The sequence below is a fragment of the Cryobacterium flavum genome (assembly GCF_900103805.1).
Classification (GTDB): Bacteria; Actinomycetota; Actinomycetes; order Actinomycetales; family Microbacteriaceae; genus Cryobacterium; species Cryobacterium flavum.
On sequence record NZ_FNIB01000005.1, the window covers coordinates 255925 to 269081 of the forward strand.

The 13157-nt window shown below is 65.0% G+C and carries 14 protein-coding genes and 1 tRNA gene; 8 read left to right on the top strand and 7 right to left on the bottom strand.

From position 1 onward, the window contains the following. Nucleotides 1-5 precede the first annotated feature (5 nt). The 5 genes from BLS91_RS09240 to BLS91_RS20615 all read left to right on the top strand — a co-directional run bounded on the left by BLS91_RS09240 (nt 6) and on the right by BLS91_RS20615 (nt 4452). Nucleotides 6-764 (top strand): FadR/GntR family transcriptional regulator, encoded by a 759-nt coding sequence (locus BLS91_RS09240; protein ID WP_092340426.1) that lies wholly within the window; start codon nt 6-8, stop codon nt 762-764. Beyond that, nucleotides 757-1497 carry a cache domain-containing protein gene (locus BLS91_RS09245; RefSeq protein ID WP_092340427.1) on the top strand — a complete coding sequence of 247 codons (741 nt, stop codon included), beginning with the start codon at nt 757-759 and terminating at the stop codon, nt 1495-1497. The genes BLS91_RS09240 and BLS91_RS09245 overlap by 8 nt, the downstream gene beginning before the upstream one ends. A gap of 83 nt (nt 1498-1580) precedes the next feature. Beyond that, nucleotides 1581-2945, top strand: a complete 1365-nt coding sequence (locus tag BLS91_RS09250; protein WP_092340428.1) for an NAD-dependent succinate-semialdehyde dehydrogenase — start codon at nt 1581-1583, stop codon at nt 2943-2945. Between the two features lie 285 nt (nt 2946-3230). Then, nucleotides 3231-4295, top strand: a complete 1065-nt coding sequence (locus BLS91_RS21045; protein ID WP_338061560.1) for an APC family permease — start codon at nt 3231-3233, stop codon at nt 4293-4295. Then, nucleotides 4261-4452: a hypothetical protein gene (locus tag BLS91_RS20615; protein ID WP_244288014.1), complete on the top strand. Its 192-nt coding sequence runs from the start codon at nt 4261-4263 to the stop codon at nt 4450-4452. The genes BLS91_RS21045 and BLS91_RS20615 overlap by 35 nt, the downstream gene beginning before the upstream one ends. A 139-nt stretch (nt 4453-4591) precedes the next feature. On the opposite strand, the gene rplA is transcribed toward BLS91_RS20615, so the two are convergent. The 7 genes from rplA to BLS91_RS09290 all read right to left on the bottom strand — a co-directional run bounded on the left by rplA (nt 4592) and on the right by BLS91_RS09290 (nt 9903). After that, the gene (gene rplA / locus BLS91_RS09260; protein WP_092106323.1) at nt 4592-5281 is read right to left on the bottom strand and encodes a 50S ribosomal protein L1; all 690 of its coding nucleotides are present in this window, start codon (nt 5279-5281) and stop codon (nt 4592-4594) included. 106 nt (nt 5282-5387) lie between these two features. Beyond that, on the bottom strand, nt 5388-5819 hold the full coding sequence (rplK, locus tag BLS91_RS09265) for a 50S ribosomal protein L11 (protein WP_092106326.1): 432 nt from the start codon (nt 5817-5819) through the stop codon (nt 5388-5390). Nucleotides 5820-5941: 122 nt separating this feature from the next. After that, nucleotides 5942-6907 carry a transcription termination/antitermination protein NusG gene (gene nusG / locus BLS91_RS09270; protein ID WP_092340429.1) on the bottom strand — a complete coding sequence of 322 codons (966 nt, stop codon included), beginning with the start codon at nt 6905-6907 and terminating at the stop codon, nt 5942-5944. Between the two features lie 100 nt (nt 6908-7007). Beyond that, nucleotides 7008-7280, bottom strand: coding sequence for a preprotein translocase subunit SecE (gene secE, locus BLS91_RS09275; RefSeq protein ID WP_092340430.1), 273 nt, complete (start codon nt 7278-7280; stop codon nt 7008-7010). 40 nt (nt 7281-7320) lie between these two features. Further along, nucleotides 7321-7393, bottom strand: a tRNA-Trp gene (locus tag BLS91_RS09280). A 216-nt stretch (nt 7394-7609) separates the two neighbouring features. Then, nucleotides 7610-9064, bottom strand: coding sequence for a phytoene desaturase family protein (locus BLS91_RS09285; protein WP_092340431.1), 1455 nt, complete (start codon nt 9062-9064; stop codon nt 7610-7612). Further along, nucleotides 9061-9903 carry a UbiA family prenyltransferase gene (locus BLS91_RS09290; protein ID WP_092340432.1) on the bottom strand — a complete coding sequence of 281 codons (843 nt, stop codon included), beginning with the start codon at nt 9901-9903 and terminating at the stop codon, nt 9061-9063. The genes BLS91_RS09285 and BLS91_RS09290 overlap by 4 nt, the downstream gene beginning before the upstream one ends. 175 nt (nt 9904-10078) lie before the next feature. Between BLS91_RS09290 and BLS91_RS09295 the strand changes: the two genes are divergently transcribed. From BLS91_RS09295 to BLS91_RS09305, 3 genes are all read left to right on the top strand, one after another. After that, complete coding sequence (locus BLS91_RS09295) at nt 10079-11281, top strand: pyridoxal phosphate-dependent aminotransferase (RefSeq protein ID WP_092340433.1); 1203 nt, start codon at nt 10079-10081, stop codon at nt 11279-11281. A gap of 80 nt (nt 11282-11361) precedes the next feature. Then, complete coding sequence (locus tag BLS91_RS09300) at nt 11362-12306, top strand: ABC transporter ATP-binding protein (RefSeq protein ID WP_092340434.1); 945 nt, start codon at nt 11362-11364, stop codon at nt 12304-12306. Then, on the top strand, nt 12303-13157 hold the full coding sequence (locus tag BLS91_RS09305) for an ABC transporter permease (RefSeq protein WP_092340435.1): 855 nt from the start codon (nt 12303-12305) through the stop codon (nt 13155-13157). The genes BLS91_RS09300 and BLS91_RS09305 overlap by 4 nt, the downstream gene beginning before the upstream one ends.

Genomic DNA, 13157 nt, shown 5'->3' on the forward strand with positions numbered 1-13157 from the left:
GGCGCATGGAGGCACACAACCGGCCAGGCGCACGCGAAGCAATTTTCGCTCAGCTCGTCGACGCCGGCCGCACCGAGCAGGTTACCATTCGCCTCACCGACGCCATCATTCTCGGCGTTCTTGCCCCCGATGAACGCCTGCCGAGCGAATCGGATCTGGCGCGCCGCTTCGGCGTGGCCCTGATCACGGTGCGTGAGGGCCTTGCGGTGCTGCGCGATGCCGGCCTGGTCGAGACTCGGCGCGGTCGCGGCGGCGGCAGTTTCGTGATGAAAGCGGATGCCCCGCACAGCACGCTCGTGCAGGCCCGGCTCCACGGTCTGGCGCAGGTCGACCTCTCTGACATGGCCGTCCATTTCGCGACGATTGTCGAGGGGTGCGCCCAACGGGCTGCGCTGCGCGCCTCAGAACCCGACTCCGACCGCCTCGATCTGTGGCTGCGCGGCGCTGACTTCGCAACGGTCGCCGGGGCCCGCACCAACGCCGGCGGGTTCTACCTGGAGTTGGCCGTGCTCAGCCAGTCCGCCCGACTGGTGCGGGAGCTGATCCGGCTGCAGGCCGAGTTCGGCCCTCTGCTGCTTCTAGGCATGACGGATGCCCGCGCCCGCCGGTCGCTGCTTGCGAGCAACCAGGCCATTGCCGGCGCCGTGCGCGCCAACGACGCAGCCGCCGCCCGGCAGTTCGCGACCGAGCAGGTGCGGAGCCTGGCCGAATGGCTGTTGAACGCGAAAGCCAGAGTCGAACGAGGCGGAGCCTGGGATGCCTGAGATTTCTCAGCTGCCGGAAGTGACGATCTCCGATTGCGCCGCCGCGGTGACTGCCTCGTTCGCGGACGCCTTCGCCGAGCTAGATGGCTGGCGAAACGAACTCGCTGGCGGCGAAACCTCGGTGCGGCCGACAGACCTCGATGCCCACGTGGAGGGGCTCGTGATTCCGGCCCTCACCGGTGCCAGCCCGCTCTTCGTCGGCGCCGGATTCATTGCCGCGCCCGGCTACGTGCACGGCCGGGACATCCACTTTGCCTGGTGGCTGGGCCCGCAGGCCGGCAACCCGCTGCTCGGCAGCAGCAGCGCGGCCACCCGTCTCGACTTCGCCGCCCGCGCATACACCGACTACGTGCGCGATTTTCGCACGCTGGAGTGGTACCAGGTGCCGCAGTCCACCAACCAGACCCACGTCACCGGGCCCTACGTCGACCGCCTCTGCACCTGCGAGTACATTTTCACCCTGACCATGCCGGTGCGCATCGGCGAAGGCACCCCGATGCTCGGCGTGGTCGGAGCGGACATCTCCGTGCGCCGTCTCGAGAGCATTGTGCTTCCGCTGTTTCTCGCGGCCGACCGGCCACTCGCCCTCGTCAACGCTGTTGACCGGGTGGTGATCTCCACGGACCCGACCGTACAGGTCGGTCAGCTCGCCTCGCATTCCGGTGACTCTGTGGCCTGCTCCGGCCTGCCGTTTCGAGTTCTCGTTGGTCCGGACCGGCTGCCTCGTTTTTAATCATCCGTTGCTATATCTTTGACAAACCAGAGTTTGTATCGGCGCCGGTTTTTGAGGTGCCCGACCAGTGAAGGATAAAGCCTATGACCAGCTACGCAGTCATCAACCCGGCCACCGGGGAGACAGTCAAGACCTACAACACAATCTCGGATGCCGACCTCACCGCCGCCATCACCACGGCAGACGACGCCCACACCTGGTCGCGCTCCATCAGCGTTGAAGAGCGCGCGGCCCTCGTGCGCCGCGTGGCCGAACTGCACGTCGAACGCCGCCAGGAGCTTGCCGACATCATCGTGCGCGAAATGGGTAAGCCCGTGGAGCAGGCCCTCGGTGAGGTCGACTTCAGCGCCGACATCTACGCCTACTACGCCGACAACGCGGTGGAGCTTCTGAAGGACGAAACCATAAGCCTGCTCGCCGGCGAGGGCTCCGCGCTCATCCGCCGCAGCTCGCTTGGCGTGCTTCTCGGCATCATGCCGTGGAACTTCCCGTACTACCAGGTTGCCCGTTTTGCCGGACCAAACCTAATCATCGGCAACACCATCCTGCTCAAGCACGCCGAGCAGTGCCCCGAATCGTCCGCCGCGATCGCGCAGATCATGCTCGACGCCGGTTTTCCGGTGGGGGCCTACACGAACCTCTACGCTTCCCATGATCAGATATCCACGGTCATCGCCGACAAGCGCGTGCAGGGTGTCTCGCTCACCGGCTCGGAGCGCGCCGGAGCGGCGATTGCGGAGATCGCCGGACGCAACTTGAAGAAGGTCGTGCTCGAGCTCGGCGGCTCAGACCCGTTCATCCTGCTATCCACCGACGACCTCGATGAGACCGTCGGCGCCGCCGTGGCTGCTCGCCTCGACAACAACGGCCAGGCCTGCAACGCGGCCAAGCGCTTCATCGTCATCGAGGAGCTGTACCAGCCTTTCTTGGATAAGTTCACGGCGGCAATCAATGCCGTCGAGCTGGGCGACCCGACCAAGGACGGCACCGGACTCGGGCCACTTTCCTCGAAAAAGGCCACCGAAACTCTCACCGAGCAGGTTGCGCGCGCTGTGGCTCAGGGTGCCACCCTCGTCACGGGCGGAACCTCTGAGGGCAACTTCTACGCCGGAACCGTGCTCACCGACGTATCGCCCGGCTCCGATGCCTTCCACGAAGAGTTCTTCGGCCCGGTCGCACAGATCTTCAGCGTTCCCGACGAGGCCGCCGCAGTCGCACTGGCCAACAACACCCCGTTCGGCCTGGGGTCCTACGTCTTCACCACCGACCCGGAGCAGGCACTGCGCGTGGCCGACGGCATTGAGGCTGGCATGGTGTTCATCAATTTGGTCGGTGCCGACGGTGCCGAGCTGCCCTTCGGTGGCGTCAAGAGGAGCGGCTCGGGGCGCGAACTGGGCCGTTTCGGCGCTGACGAGTTCGTCAACAAGAAGATGATCCGCATCGGCTGACCCAGCCCCAGCCCCAGCCCCTGCCGCTCCGCGGATGCACGCATCGTCGGGTCGAACCGAACCCGACCGGGACAAGCGGCGGCGGGTTGTTTGCGGGGTGACGAGTTCAAGGTTTGAGCTGAGGAGCAAGTAACCGGCTGCCGCCGCGACGCACGCCCGCCTGCCTGCCTGCCTGCCTGCCTGCCTGCCTGCCTGCCTGCCTGCCGAAAATCAATCATCCGGTTCTATAGCTTTGGGGGCAGGCATCCGTTATGTTAAGGCTCACACATTGACGTGTACCGCCGGGTGGGGGGCGTTTCGGCTGGATTGAAAGGGCATCATGTCCGTCGAGGCTTCCTCAAGAAGGGCATCGGCGACGTCGACCACCTGAAGGTGCTCGGGTACGACGATTCGTTCCACCGGTCCATGTCGTTGTGGGCGAATTTCGCGCTCGGATTCACCTACCTGTCACCGCTCGTGGGTGTCTACTCGCTGTTCGCGCTGGCCATGAGCACGGGTGGCCCGCCTTCGCTGTTCTGGCTCTTCATCGTGGGCACCGGGCAGCTGCTCGTGGCGCTGGTGTTCGGCGAGGTCGTCTCGAAGTATCCGATCGCGGGCGGTATCTACCCCTGGACGCGACGCCTCTGGGGCAAGCGCTACGCCTGGATGGCGGCCTGGGTCTACATCTGGGCGATGCTCGTGACCATCACGGCCGTCGCCGAATTCGGCACCGGGTTTCTGGCCAGCCTGATCAATGCCCCGGCGACCAAGGAAGTCACCCTCGGCCTCTCGATCGCTTTCCTGGTCGCGGCATTCGGCCTGAACTTTTCCGGCACGAAGACACTGGCCCGCGTGGCCCGGATCGGGCTCGCTGCTGAACTCATCGGCGTCGTCGCCGTGGGGCTGTATCTGCTCATCTTTCAGCGCCACCAGGAATTCAGCGTGTTCTTCGACTCCATGGGCGTGCAGGGCAACGGCAGTTACGCCACGGTATTTCTCGGCGCGGCACTGACCGGACTATTCCTCTTCTACGGTTTTGAGGCGTGCGGCGAAATGGCTGGCCAAAGTGTCGCCGCGCACCGCGGTGCCGACCAATGCGTTGATTGTGGCGTGCTCGATTCCGGTGGTGCTGTGCCTGATCATCTACGTTGGCAGCGACCAGGTCCTGACCCAGTTCACCTCGTTCGCCGTCATCGGCATCTACGTGGCATTCCAATCCGTGGTGCTCGCTGCGTTGCGCCAGCGCATCAAGGGCTGGAAGCCGGCCGGTCCGTTCAGCCTGGGCCGGGCCGGTTTCGTGGTCAACGTGCTCGCCCTCGCCTACGGCATCTTTGCCATGGTGCTGCTCGCGGTGCCGGGCGCAAGCGGTGAGTTCTTCAGCGACTACATCGTGCTCATCGGTCTGTTTGTCGTCATGGGGAGCGGCCTCATCTACCTGCTGGTGGCTCGGCCCGACCGCAAATCGCTGGCACCAGAGGGAGACGCCATTGAAGTCGCAACGCTCCTGCGGGCGCACCCCGACCACTAGACCCCGCCCGAGCTGGTGATCACCCAGCGGATGCGTGCGCCCGATGCACCCATCCACAGGGACTCGGCGCAGGCGCGGGCATCCGCTTAATGCAAGCAGGGCCCGTCCGAGGACGGGCCTTGCTTGGTGAAGCTGTTGCTTAGATGCTGTTGACGTCGAGCTGGATGCCAGGACCGAACGTAGTCGAGACGACACCCTTCGTGATGTAGCGGCCCTTGGACGAGCTCGGCTTGAGGCGGTTGATCTCCTCGAGCGCAGCGGAGATGTTCTCGTTCAGCTGATCGGCCGAGAAGGACGCCTTGCCGACGACGAAGTGCACGTTAGAGTGCTTGTCGACGCGGAATTCGATCTTTCCGCCCTTGATGTCGGACACGGCCTTGGCGACGTCGGGCGTCACGGTTCCGGTCTTCGGGTTGGGCATGAGGCCACGCGGGCCGAGCACCTTACCGAGACGGCCGACCTTACCCATGAGCTCGGGGGTCGAGACGGCGGAGTCGAAGGAGGTGTAACCAGCGGCTACCTTCTCGATGAGCTCGTCGCCACCGACCTCGTCGGCGCCGGCTGCGATAGCGGCTTCGGCGGCGGGGCCGGTTGCGAAGACGATGACGCGGGCGGTGCGGCCGGTGCCGTGCGGGAGGATGACGGTTCCACGAACCATCTGGTCGGCCTTGCGGGGGTCGACTCCGAGGCGGAGAGCGACCTCAACCGTGGAGTTGAACTTCGCGGAGCCGGTCTCCTTGGCGAGGGCTACGGCCTCGGCCGGGGTGAAGACGTTGTCTTCGCCGATTTTGGCGGCGGAGGCGCGGTACGCCTTTGACTTGGTTGCCATGTTGAATCTCCTGTATGTACTTCAGAGTGTGGTGCGAACCTGGCAGGCTCTTCCACTAAATGCTGAGGGTGCTTCCGGCGCCGTGGGGCGCCGATGCGGGGGGTGCTTAGGCGCTGACCGTGATGCCCATAGAGCGGGCGGTTCCGGCGATGATCTTCGCGGCGGCGTCGATGTCGTTGGCGTTGAGGTCAACCATCTTCGCTTCGGCGATCTCGCGGACCTGAGCCTGGGTGAGGTTGGCGACCTTGACGGTGTGCGGGGTTCCGCTGCCCTTGGCGACGCCGGCGGCCTTCTTGATGAGCTCCGCTGCGGGCGGGGTCTTCAGGATGAACGTGAACGAACGGTCGTCGTAGACGGTGATCTCAACGGGGATGACGTTGCCGCGCTGGGCTTCGGTCGCTGCGTTGTAGGCCTTGCAGAATTCCATGATGTTAACGCCGTGCTGACCCAGTGCCGGCCCGATGGGCGGTGCGGGGTTGGCTGCGCCGGCCTTGATCTGAAGTTTGATCAGACCTGTAACCTTCTTCTTCGGTGCCATTGTGTTGTCCTTCGTATTGATGTGCGAGCAGCCCGGGGGCTGCTCTCCCGGTGGCCCGGATGGGCCCCGGTGGTTTGGGGGAACCAGCGTGGATTGCCTTGGTCGGGCATCCGCTGTGCTGGTTAGAGCTTGGTGACCTGATCGAAGCTGAGCTCAACCGGAGTCTCACGCTCGAAGAGCGAGACGAGCACGATGAGCTTGCCGCTCTCCGGCTTGATCTCGCTGATCGAACCGGGCAGGCCCGCGAACGAGCCTTCCTTGATCGTGATGGTCTCGCCGATCTCGTAGTCGACCTCGGCAGCGATGACGCGCTGCGCCGACTTTCCGGGGGCACCGCCAGCCTTGGTCGGGGCTTCGACGATCTCGACGAGTCCCTTGAGCATGCCGAAGGCTTCTTCGAAACGCAGCGGGGTGGGGTTGTGGGCGTTGCCAACGAAGCCGGTGACGCCCGGGGTGTGGCGAACAACCGACCAGCTGTCCTCGTCGAGGTCCATACGAACGAGCACGTATCCGGGGATGCGCACGCGGGTGACCATCTTGCGCTGGCCGTTTTTGATCTCGACGACATCTTCCATCGGAACTTCGCACTGGTAGATGAAGTCTTCCATCGCCATGGACTGCTTGCGGTTCTCAATGTTCGACTTCACCCGACGCTCGAAACCGGCGTAGGAGTGAATGACGTACCACTTGCCTGGCAGAAAACGCAGTTCCTTGCGGAACGCGTCGTACGGGTCGACCTCTTCATCGGAAGGCTCGGTCTCGCCTGCAGTTTCGGCGGTGACGACCTCGTCTTCGTCTTCGACGGCTTCGACGGACGCGTCGGCTTCTTGCGCCGAATCGATGTCGAGTGCGTCGTCGACGATGGCGTCGGCTTCGGGATCGGATGACTCGGCGAGGGCGTCGAGTGCAGCGTCGAGGTTGACCTCCACGTCGTCGTTCTCGTCGATGACGTGCAGAGCGACCTGCTCGGCCGCCTCTGCGGAAGTCTCGTCGGCGGCGAGGGTGTTGCCTTCCTGCGCCTCGTCTTCCTCGGAGGACTGCTCGGCGGCAGTGGCCCAGTCGACATCGTCGTGCTTCGTCTCAGTCACTAAATCTCAATCCCTAATTTTTGTACGTGTGCAAGTTGTCTGGGCACGTTGCGTGCCGGTGGTGTGGGCGTTCCGCCGGAGCGGATGCCTTCGCTGCGGATTAGCCCGGCGTGCCGAACACATAGAGAACCGCGAGGCCGAAGACCCAGTCCATGGCCGAGACGATGCCCATCATGATGATCACGAAGACCAGCACGACGCCGGTGTAGCTCAGCAGCTCTTTACGAGTCGGCGTGACGACCTTGCGCAGTTCCGCGAAAACCTGCTTGATGAACAGGGACAACCGAGCGAAAGGACCGCGATTGGACTCGCGGGCAATTCGTGCGTTCGCGACGACTTCCTCACTAGGTTCGTCGACAACTTTTCGGGCCACCTGTTACACCTCTCATGGTCGGCAGACTTCTACCGATGTGCAGGGCGGACAGGACTCGAACCTGCAACCTGCGGTTTTGGAGACCGCTGCTCTACCAATTGAGCCACCACCCTATGGAAGCAAACCCGCCATGCAGAAGCCACTTTCGACCGAGCGTGAACACTCGGAAAAAGGCGCAAAAAAGCATGGCAGAATTCAACTACCTGTACCAGTCTAGATCACGGACCGGCCACTGTAAAGCTGAGACGAGTTCGCGCAGAAGCGCGATCCCTGTTCCAGTGCCAGCTTGCCACACTATCGCGGCGGACGGGATTGCGACCGTCGACTGGTCAGCGACCGTCCAGTCGCCCGATCAGCTTCTGCATCGCGGTCATGGCTCCTCCGAGCACGGCCGGGATCCCGCCGCCGGGGTGTACCGACGCGCCCACCCGCCACAGCCACGGGCGCGCCAGGCTGGTGTAGCCCGGCCGGTGGAACGGGCCGCTCTGCCAGAGTGGGTTGGTCGCGCCGTACAGCGCACCTCCCGCGGAGCCCCAGCCTGCGAAGTAGTGCGGGTCGAGCACGACATGATCGCGGAACAGCTCGGTGATGGGCCGGCTCAATCCCACGGCCGCGCTGACCCGGTCGATCTCGTGGGCGACCCAGGGAGTGTCGAGATCGTAGTGTCGGCCATCGGCAGGCGCCGTGAGGAGAACGGCCACCGTCGCTCGATCGTTGGGATAGATTTCGTGTGGCCGGTAGTAGTTCAGGAATGCCATGGTCTGGTCCGGCGCAACGACCGTGTCCAGACTGCGGTGGAGGGCGGCCGGGTCGTCGGGCAGTATCACCGAGTGTGTAGCCGTTCCACGGGGCAACGGCGTATCCAGGGACGCGTAGATGGCCACTCCGGAGCAGGACAGTGGCCGCTGCCGTGCGCGCGGTGCGCCCAGGAGCTCGTCGAGAACGCCGCTGTCGAGACCGCTCACGATCACATCAGCTTGGTAGGTCGCCGACGTGGTGGTCACACTCCCCTGTTTGACTGATTTGACGGGCTCACCCAGGTGCAGATTCGCGCCGGCGTGCACGGCGAGCCGGTAGAGCGCCATCGGCAACTCGTTCACGCCTCCCTCGGGCACCCAGACGCCGTCCGTGGCCATAATTGCTGGCATGCTCGCATACAGCGCGAGGGTCCGTCGGGGCGAGACACCCGCGTTGAGGGTGTGTATGGCGATGATTTCCCGCAGGCCGTCGGGCATCCAGGTCAAGCCATCGAGAAAGCCCCGTGTGGTCAGCCGTCTGCCGTAGAGACGGAAGACCCGGCGCACGGCCGGCAGCGAAGCGGGGCTGGCTGGGTCGGTTGTGAGCATGCTCGTGACTTCGGGGCCCAGCCCACCGTGTTCACGTTCGAACCGGGTCCAGGCCGCATGCCACGGATGCCCGTGCGGAACCGGCAGGGTGACGCTGTCCCCCGCAAAGAAATACCGACCGACTTCGGGCAGTCTCTTCAGGGTCAGCGCGGCGACCGCCGCAGCCTCGGCGGGAGCGGGCCGGCGGGCGCCGAGGGCGTCGTAACGAGCGAGTAATTCTTCCCAGACCGGCGGGAAAGTGACTAGCGCGGGCCCGGTATCCACCCGCTGCCCGTCGATCTCGAGGCGCCTGCTCTTGCCCCCGATCCAGTCGGATCCCTCCAGCACGGTCACCGCATGCCCGGCGCGGGCCAGCAGCGCGGCGGCGGTCAGCCCGCCGATGCCGGCGCCGAGCACGACGATGCGCAGGGGAGTCGTTGCCGTGCCGGATCGCTTCATGGGTATGTTCCTAACAGAATGGCGGCCACGACCTGGGCGCCGGCGACGGAACCGGCGACGTAAGGGAACACGATCGAGTACCGATAGAGCCGGCGGGCCGTCGCGGGTATCGGGTCGCGCCCCAACGACATCACGAGCCAGCCGGCGATGAGCAGGTTGACCAGCGCTACCGGCCAGCTAATAAGGGCGAAACCTACGGAGGACAGGGCCCACCAGATGGCGCTCCACACCGTTGCGCCGCGCGCGCCGAGATGGACCGCAGTGGTGCGGATACGCGCCGCGCGATCCTCATCGATATCCTGGACCGCGTCATAGGTGTGTTTGGCGACACTCCAGGCCATCAGCCCGATCGCCGCCGACCAGATCGGCCGCTCACCGACCGCAAGCGGCACGAACACCAGCGGGAAGGCATAGGCAGCGTTACTGAGCGAATCCACGTACCGCCGGGCCTTGAAGCGCAACGGCGGCGCGGAGTAGAAGACGAAGATGAGGGCATAGGCCGTAATCCAGGCAAGCGCGGCTGGCGGCAGCGTGAGCAGGAAGTAAGCCACGAAGGGCACGTTGGTCAGCAGTACCCCGATAACGATGGGGCGTACTTCGGAGCCAAGGATGCGTGCCCCCTCAAGACCACCCTTTCGGGTGTTCTGGGCATCCGTTGCCTGGTCGAAGATGTCGTTCACACCGTAGATCAGCAGGTTGAAGGGCAGGGTCACCCAGAGGAGTAGAGGAAACACATCCCAGCGCCACAGGTCTCCCATCAGCCACATGGCGATGACGGTGGTGCCGATTGTGTTCACCCAGAGCACCGGACGGGAGATATGAATCAGGCGGGTGAGCATTTTCTCACTCTAGCTAGCCTGGCGAGAGATCTCGCCGCTTGAGATCTCGCGCCGGGCGATCAGCAGCCTGGCTATCTACGCAATTGCGCCCCGAAGACCCTCTAAACCGGCCCGCGCGCCGGCCCGACGAGTGCAGCGCTGGTTCACTCGCGGGTGCACTGGCTAAGCTCAAGCTGTGGCTCATGAACTCAAGCGAATTTCTACTCGGATCGGCTCTATCGCGGAGTCGGCGACCCTCAAGGTCGACGGAAAAGCCAAGGCCCTGCAGGCGGCCGGGCGTCCGGTGATCAGCTTCGCCGCCGGGGAACCCGACTTCCAGACACCAGAACACATCGTGGAAGCGGCCTCGGCCGCCGTGCGCGATCCGAAGAACTACCGCTATACCCCGGCAGCGGGTCTTCCCGAGCTGCGCGATGCGATTGCCGCCAAGACACTGCGCGACAGTGGACTCGTGGTTTCGCCCAGCCAGGTCGTCGTCACGAACGGCGGCAAGCAGGCCGTCTACCAGGCGTTCGCCACCCTGCTCGATCCGGGCGACGAGGTCATCGTGCCGACCCCGTACTGGACCACCTACCCCGAGGCGATCCGGCTGGCCGGTGGCGTGCAGGTCGATGTCTTCGCCGGCAGCGACCAGGGCTACCTCGTGACGGTCGAGCAGCTCGAAGCCGCGCGCACCCCGCGCAGCAAGGTGCTGCTCTTCGTCTCACCCTCGAACCCCACCGGGGCGGTCTACTCGCCTGAGCAGACGCGGGCCATCGGCCAGTGGGCCGAAGACAATGGCCTCTGGGTCATCTCCGACGAGATCTACCAGAACCTCACCTACGACGGCGTGCGAGCAGTCTCCATCGTCGAGGCCGTTCCAGCGCTGGCCGACCGCACGATCCTGGTGAACGGTGTCGCCAAGACCTACGCCATGACCGGCTGGCGCCTCGGCTGGATGGTCGGCCCCGCCGACGCCATCAAGGCGGCGGCGAACCTGCAGTCGCACCTTTCCTCGAACGTGTCAAACATCTCGCAGCGCGCCGGAATCGCCGCGCTCAACGGCCCGCAGGACGCCGCCGAGGCCATGCGGGTGGCCTTCGATCGCCGCCGCAAGCTCATCGTCGCCGAGTTGAACAAGATCCCCGGCGTCGTGACCCCCACCCCGCAGGGAGCCTTCTACGTCTACCCCGATGTGACCGGGCTGCTGGGTCGTTCGTGGGGCGGCGTCACCCCGACGACCTCACTCGAACTGGCCGACCTCATTCTCGACCAGGCCGAGGTGGCCGCCGTTCCCGGCGAGGCCTTTGGTCCTAGCGGATTCCTGCGCCTGTCGTATGCCCTCGGCGACGATTCCCTGCTCGAGGGTGTGCAGCGCCTGCAGCGCCTGTTCGCTTAGTACGGCATCCGTCGACTGATGGATGAGGGAGACAACCATCGGAGGAGGTACGGGGGGCGCGGAAGTGGGATCATGAATCCATGACAGCCACACCCCCGGTCGTGCAGGTGCGCGACCTGCAGAAATCGTATGGCAGTGTCGAGGCCGTGCGCGGCGTGAGCTTCTCGATCGAGGCCGGGGAGACCTTCGCCCTGCTCGGCCCGAACGGTGCCGGCAAGAGCACGACCATCGAGATTCTCGAGGGCTACCGCGACCGCACCGGCGGCGAGGTGAGAGTGCTGGGCGTTGATCCGCACCGCGGCGGCCTGGATTGGAAGGCCCGCATCGGCATTGTGCTGCAGACCAGCAACGAGAGCGGCAATGCGACCGTGACCGAGCAGCTGCGCCACTTCGCCGGGTTCTATCCCCATCCCCGCGACGTCGACGAGGTCATCGACGCGGCGGGTCTGCGCGAGAAGGCGAAAACCCGCATCAGCAAGCTTTCCGGCGGGCAGCGCCGCCGAGTGGATGTCGCCCTCGGCATTATCGGACGCCCCGAGCTGCTGTTTCTCGACGAACCGACCACAGGCTTCGACCCCGAGGCCCGGCATCAGTTTTGGAACCTGATTCGAGGACTCAAGGCGGAAGGCACCACCATCCTGCTGACGACCCACTACCTCGACGAGGCCGCGCAACTCGGCGACCGTGCCGGAATCATCGTCGGTGGCCGGCTCATCGACATCGGCCCGCTCGACACAATCGGCGGAGCGGATGCTCGCGTTCCGGTCGTGCGCTGGCGTGACGGCAACGGATTGGTGCGCGAGGAGCGCACGAGCCGCCCGGCGCAGGTCGTGGCGGACCTGGTCGCCAGCGGCAAGGGCGCCGAACTCGAAGGTCTTGAGGTGATCCGACCAAGCCTCGAAGACGTGTACCTGTCCCTCGTGCGCGGTCACGAAGCGACGGCCGCCGGGAACGAAGCTGCCATGTCCGCCCCTGAGGCTCGGCCCGATCCAAGCCGGCTCACCGACAAGGACGTGCGAGCATGAGCGCCACGATGATGGGCACCCGCCCGCAGCACACAGCTCCGAGCACGCTCGCGCTCGGCCTGTCCCGCATAGGCTATGAAACACGCCTGTACTTTCGCTCCCCCGACACCCTGTTGTTCACGTTCTTTTTCCCCTTCATCATGCTTGGCATTTTCACCGCCGCGTTCAGCTCCTCCGGAAATATCGGTGCCAATCCCGACGGTACCGGCGGCGTCAACGTGGGCGCCTACTACCTGCCCGGAATGCTCGCCGCCGGCATGCTTCTCTCCGGTGTGCAGAACCTCGCCGTCGATATCGCCGGCGAGAAAAGCGACGGCACCCTCAAACGCCTGGGCGGCACCCCGCTGTCCCCGCTGAGCTATTTCCTCGGCAAGATTGGACAGGTGTTCGTCACCGCAATTCTTCAGGCCGGCCTCCTGCTTCTCGTGGCGGGACTGGTGCTCGATATCGCGCTGCCGAGCGAACCGGAGAAGTGGGCAACCTTCGCCTGGGTGTTTGTGTTCGGCGTGATCACGAGCGCGTTTCTCGGCATCGCGCTGTCGGCGGTGCCTCGGTCGGGGCGCAGCGCCACGGCTGTTGTGGCTCCCGTGGTGCTCGTGCTGCAGTTCATCTCGGGCGTCTACCTGCAGTTCACGACGCTGCCCGAGTGGATGCAGAACCTGGCTAGCATTTTTCCGCTCAAATGGATGGCGCAGGGCATGCGTTCTGTCTTTCTTCCGGAAAGCTTCGCTGCTGCCGAGCAGAGCGGCACCTGGGATTTGCCCTGGGTGGCCGGCGCCCTCGGCGTCTGGCTGGTGCTGGGGCTCGTGCTGAGCCGGGTGACGTTTCGTTGGATTCGACGCGACGCGTGA

What these genes read in the sequence shown, in the direction of transcription:
- BLS91_RS09240 (WP_092340426.1), top strand. Translation starts at nt 6, where the DNA reads ATGGAGGCACACAACCGGCCAGGCGCACGCGAAGCAATTTTCGCTCAG.
- BLS91_RS09245 (WP_092340427.1), top strand. Translation starts at nt 757, where the DNA reads ATGCCTGAGATTTCTCAGCTGCCGGAAGTGACGATCTCCGATTGCGCC.
- BLS91_RS09250 (WP_092340428.1), top strand. Translation starts at nt 1,581, where the DNA reads ATGACCAGCTACGCAGTCATCAACCCGGCCACCGGGGAGACAGTCAAG.
- BLS91_RS20615 (WP_244288014.1), top strand. Translation starts at nt 4,261, where the DNA reads ATGGTGCTGCTCGCGGTGCCGGGCGCAAGCGGTGAGTTCTTCAGCGAC.
- rplA (WP_092106323.1), bottom strand. Translation starts at nt 5,281, where the DNA reads ATGGCAACCAAGTCAAAGGCGTACCGCGCCTCCGCCGCCAAAATCGGC.
- rplK (WP_092106326.1), bottom strand. Translation starts at nt 5,819, where the DNA reads ATGGCACCGAAGAAGAAGGTTACAGGTCTGATCAAACTTCAGATCAAG.
- BLS91_RS09285 (WP_092340431.1), bottom strand. Translation starts at nt 9,064, where the DNA reads ATGAAGCGATCCGGCACGGCAACGACTCCCCTGCGCATCGTCGTGCTC.
- BLS91_RS09290 (WP_092340432.1), bottom strand. Translation starts at nt 9,903, where the DNA reads ATGCTCACCCGCCTGATTCATATCTCCCGTCCGGTGCTCTGGGTGAAC.
- BLS91_RS09300 (WP_092340434.1), top strand. Translation starts at nt 11,362, where the DNA reads ATGACAGCCACACCCCCGGTCGTGCAGGTGCGCGACCTGCAGAAATCG.
- BLS91_RS09305 (WP_092340435.1), top strand. Translation starts at nt 12,303, where the DNA reads ATGAGCGCCACGATGATGGGCACCCGCCCGCAGCACACAGCTCCGAGC.